The organism is Nonomuraea zeae (assembly GCF_005889725.1).
In the GTDB taxonomy this organism is placed as follows: domain Bacteria; phylum Actinomycetota; class Actinomycetes; order Streptosporangiales; family Streptosporangiaceae; genus Nonomuraea; species Nonomuraea zeae.
The window spans coordinates 1-4,344 of record NZ_VCKX01000524.1; the positions used below are offsets into that span (position 1 = coordinate 1).

The window sequence follows — 4,344 nt, forward strand, 5'->3', positions numbered from 1 at the left end:
GGTGTTCTCGTTCGACCTGGCCGGCGGGCGGGCGGCGGGGGAGAAGTTCATGAGCTCGGTACGCCTGGCGCTGCTCGCCCCCTCGCTCGGCGGCGTCGAGACGCTCGTGCTGCATCCCGCCACGACGTCGCATCGTTCGCTCAGCGCGGAGGAGCTGGAGCGCAGCGGGATCGGCGAGGGCACCGTACGCATCTCCGTGGGCATCGAGCATCCCGAGGACCTCTGGGCCGACCTCGCCCAGGCGTTGGCGTAGCCTCGGGTTCGTGCTTGCTGTCGCGACGAAACGGGGGAAGCCGTGACCACTGTCGGCCATGAGGACGTGCGGGCGGCGGCCAGGAGGATCGACGGGCTCGTCCTCCGCACGCCGGTGCTGGAGATCTCGCCAGGGCTGTGGTTCAAGCTGGAGCTGCTGCAGCACACGGGGTCGTTCAAGGTGCGCGGGGCCTTCAACCGCATCCTGTCGGCCGGCGAGCTGCCGCCCGGCGGGGTGATCGCCGCCAGCGGCGGCAACCACGGGCTGGCGGTGGCCTATGCCGCCAGGGAGCTCGGGGTGCGGGCCGAGATCTTCGTGCCGGAGGTGACGAGCCCCGTCAAGGTGGCGGGGCTCGGGGCTCTCGGGGCGCACATCACGCAGACGGGCGCCGTCTACTCCGACGCCGCGGAGGCCGCCGCCAAGCGGGCCGCCGAGACGGGGGCGCTGATGGTGCACGCCTATGACCAGCCGGAGGTGGTGGCCGGGCAGGGGACCACCGGGCTGGAGCTCATGGAGCAGACCGGGGGCGTGGACACCGTCCTGGTGGCCGTCGGCGGCGGAGGCTTCGCCGCCGGCATCACCCTGGGCGTCGCGGGGCCTGGGGTCGTGGCGTCCGGGGCCGTGGGGTCCGGCACCGTGACGCCCGGGGCCTCCCGGCCGCGGATCGTCGCGGTGGAGCCCGAGCGGATCCCCACGCTGAACGCGGCGTTGCGGGCGGGCCGGCCGGTGCCGGTCGAGGTGGGCGGGGTGGCGGCCGACTCGCTGGGCGCCACGCAGATCGGGGCGACGGCGTTCGAGATCCTCTCGGGGCCGGGCGTGGAGAGCGTGCTGGTCGCCGACGAGGCCATCGTGACGGCCCGGCGTACCTTGTGGGCCCGGCACCGCCTGGCCGCCGAGCCTGGGGGCGCGGCGGCGTACGCGGCGCTGCTGTCGGGCGCGTACACGCCGGCGCCGGGGGAGCGGGTGGCCGTGGTGGTCTGCGGCTCCAACACCGACCCCGCCACCCTGGCCACCGGCTGAATTCCGGTCAGAAGTCGTAGTGGTGGAAGCGGGCGGCCTCGGCCTCCTTCTCCGTGCAGAAGAAGATCCCGTCGAACGGTGTCACCGCGTAGTTCTCGTCCCCGGGGACGTTGTAGCTCATGGCGGCCGCGAAGTCGCTGGCGACGACCGGCAGGCCGCCGCACCTGACCACGTGGTACGGGTAGGAGGCCATCGGGCCGACCAGCGGCGTGACCGACGCGACGGCGTACACGGTCACGGCCGCCACCAGCGCGCGCAGCCAGTCCGGCCGGAAGCGCAGCAGGGCGAGCAGGATCAGGCCGGCGAGATAGGCCAGCACGAACAGCACCAGGTACGGCACCGAGAACAGCGCCCACGAGCGCCCTCGCAGCGCTATGAGCACCGCGACCACGCCCAGCGCGGGCAGCCCGATGACGAACACGGCCAGCCACGCGCTTGCTCGTCTAAATGACCTCATGCGTAGTGTGATGATCGGGGTTGTGGACCGGTTCCCGGACCGGGCCGGGGGTTTCGCGGATCGGTTGTCGCGGGCGTGCTTTCCGGGATGCGGGCACCGCCCTCGGAAGAGCGCCCAGCGGTTCCCCTGAACGCAGTGGCTGCCCTCGGAGGGTGCCCAGCGGCTCCGCCGGCCGAAGCGCCGGGCCGCGGAAGGGCCGCCAGCGGTTTCCCGCGACGGCAGCCGCCGCCTTCAGAAGCGCGCCCGGCGGCGACCGCCCCGCCCGGACCTTCGCCCGTACCCTGTGGGCCTGCGTGCCCCGTGGACCTGCGTGGCCCGTGGACCGCGTGACCCCGCAGACCCTAACCCCCGTGAACCCCGTGAACCCCGTGAACCCCGTGAACCCCAGAGACCGCGTGTGCCGACGGACCCCGTAACATCCGTCACCCTGGACCCTGGTTACGTGTCGCTCCCGCCCCCGAGGCGATCCGCCTGACCCGAAGCGTGCCCGGATCAGGCGGATCGACGGACGGGATGTCGTTCAGATGTATGTCGTTCAGCTGTAGGTGTGCTCCGGCGCCGGGAAGGCTCCGGAGGTCACCTCGTCGGCGAAGGCGCGAACGGCCCGGTCCATCTCGCCGGCCAGGTCCGAGTACCGCTTGACGAACTTGGCCGGTCGCGGCGTCAGCCCCATCAGGTCCTGCCAGACCAGCACCTGCGCGTCCGTGCCCGCCCCCGCGCCGATGCCGATCGTCGGGATGGACAGCGACGTGGTCACCCGCTGCGCCAGGTCGGCGGGCACGCACTCCAGCACCACCGAGAACGCTCCGGCCCGTTCCAGATCCTTGGCGTCCGACATGAGCTCGTCCCCCGACTGCCCGCGCCCCTGAACGCGGTAGCCGCCCATGACGTTGACCGACTGCGGGGTCAGCCCGAGATGCGCCATGACCGGGACGCCTGCCGAGACCAGCGCCTCGACCTGCGGCAGAACCCGGCGCCCACCCTCCAGCTTGACCGCATGCGCGCCCGATTCCTTCATGAAGCGCGCCGCCGACTCAAGAGCCTGCTGAGGGGAGGACTGGTACGACCCGAACGGCAGGTCCGCGACCACGAGCGCCCGCGACGACCCGCGTACGACCGCGGCCGTGAGCGGGAGCAGGTCGTCGACCGTGACGGGAAGCGTGGAGTCGTAACCGTAGACCACCATCGCCGCCGAGTCGCCCACCAGCAGGACCGGGATCCCCGCCTGGTCGAACACCCTGGCCGTCATCGCGTCGTAGGCGGTGACCATGGGCCACCGCTCTCCGCGCTCCTTGGCTCCGGTGAGGTCGCGGACGGTGACCCGGCGCCCGCTGACGCCGCCGTACAGCGTGGTTGAAGAGGACATGACAAACCCTCCAGATGAACTGTCTCGAGGCGCCCCAGTGGCGTCCCCGGACCTTCTTCGATGATGTCACGCACGGAAAACCAGTGGCGAAACTGTCGGTGCCTCTTGCCAGAATCTCCGTGGAGGTAACGAACACAATGGCTCTCGACCCTTACCGACGACTGCTCCGGATTCCAGGCGTCCCCACGCTGCTGGTGGTGGGGCTGTTGGCCCGGGTGCCCGCCACGGCGACGGGCATGGCGCTGACCCTGCACGTGGCCGAGGTGATGAAACTCGGCTACACCAAGGCCGGGCTGGTCACGGCGGCCAGCACGATCGGCATGGCGATCGGCTCCCCGTTGTCGGGAAGGTTCGTCGACAAGCACGGCTTACGGCCGGTGCTCACGCTCACCACGGTGGCGCAGGTGGCGTTCTGGGCATGCGCGTGGGCGCTGCCGTTCCCCGCGCTCGTCGCGGCGGCGGCGCTGGCGGGGCTGCTGGCGCTGCCGGTGTTCAGTGTGACCAGGCAGTGCCTTGCTGCCCTGGTGCCGGTGGCCCAGCGGCGCGTCGGGTTCACGCTCGACTCCATGCTGGTCGAGCTGTCCTACATGACCGGGCCGGCGCTGGCGGTGGCGGGCGTCACGACGCTCGGCAGCGGCGTGACGATGACGGTCATCGGGGCCGGCATGACGGTGGCGGGCGTGGGGCTGATCGTGCTCAACCCGCCCACCCGCTCCGCCGTCGAGCTGGAGGAGCCTGCCGTCAGGGTGCCCAGGCGTCAGTGGATCACACCGGCGTTCGTGGCCCTCCTCGGCACGGCGGCGGCCGCCACGTTCGTGCTCACCGCGACCGAGCTGTCCCTGGTCGCCACCATGAACCGGGCGGGCCAGACCGAGTGGGTCGGCCTCGCCGTGGGCATCTGGTGCGTCTACTCCCTGGTCGGCGGCTTCGTGTACGGCGGGCTGTCGCGCGGCCTGTCGCCCCTGACGCTGATCACCGGCATGGGCCTGCTGACCGTCCCCATCGGCCTGGTCGGGGGCGACTGGCGCTGGCTGATCCTGGCCCTGCTGCCCGCGGGCCTGCTCTGCGCGCCCGCGCTGTCGTCCACCGTCGACGTCCTGAGCCGCTGGGTGCCCTCGGGGGCGCGGGGCGAGGCGATGGGCTTCCACGGCACTGCGCTGCTGATCGGCGGCGCCGCCTCGGCCCCGATCGCCGGGGCGATCATCGACGGCGTCGGGCCGGGGTGGGCGCTGTCTCTTATACACACCT

At 72.1% G+C, this 4,344-nt stretch carries 5 protein-coding genes; 3 read left to right on the plus strand and 2 right to left on the minus strand.

What is annotated here, in order from left to right; genetic code table 11:
• Positions 1–253, plus strand: a 253-nt coding sequence (locus ETD85_RS60435; RefSeq protein WP_206059609.1) for a PLP-dependent transferase, incomplete at its 5' end; no start/stop codon positions are given.
• Between the two features lie 42 nt (positions 254–295).
• Positions 296–1,273: a pyridoxal-phosphate dependent enzyme gene (locus ETD85_RS60440; protein WP_170247470.1), complete on the plus strand. Its 978-nt coding sequence runs from the start codon at positions 296–298 to the stop codon at positions 1,271–1,273.
• Positions 1,274–1,280: 7 nt separating this feature from the next.
• Here ETD85_RS60440 and ETD85_RS60445 read toward each other — a convergent pair whose 3' ends face one another.
• Both ETD85_RS60445 and panB read right to left on the minus strand, forming a co-directional pair.
• Complete coding sequence (locus tag ETD85_RS60445; RefSeq protein ID WP_138698790.1) at positions 1,281–1,730, minus strand: hypothetical protein; 450 nt, start codon at positions 1,728–1,730, stop codon at positions 1,281–1,283.
• Positions 1,731–2,265: 535 nt separating this feature from the next.
• A complete protein-coding gene (gene panB / locus ETD85_RS60450) occupies positions 2,266–3,096 on the minus strand; it encodes a 3-methyl-2-oxobutanoate hydroxymethyltransferase (RefSeq protein ID WP_138698791.1) in 831 nt (276 codons plus the stop codon).
• 137 nt (positions 3,097–3,233) lie between these two features.
• Here panB and ETD85_RS60455 point away from each other — a divergent pair.
• The coding region (locus ETD85_RS60455) for an MFS transporter (protein ID WP_138698792.1) at positions 3,234–4,344 on the plus strand (1,111 nt) is incomplete at its 3' end.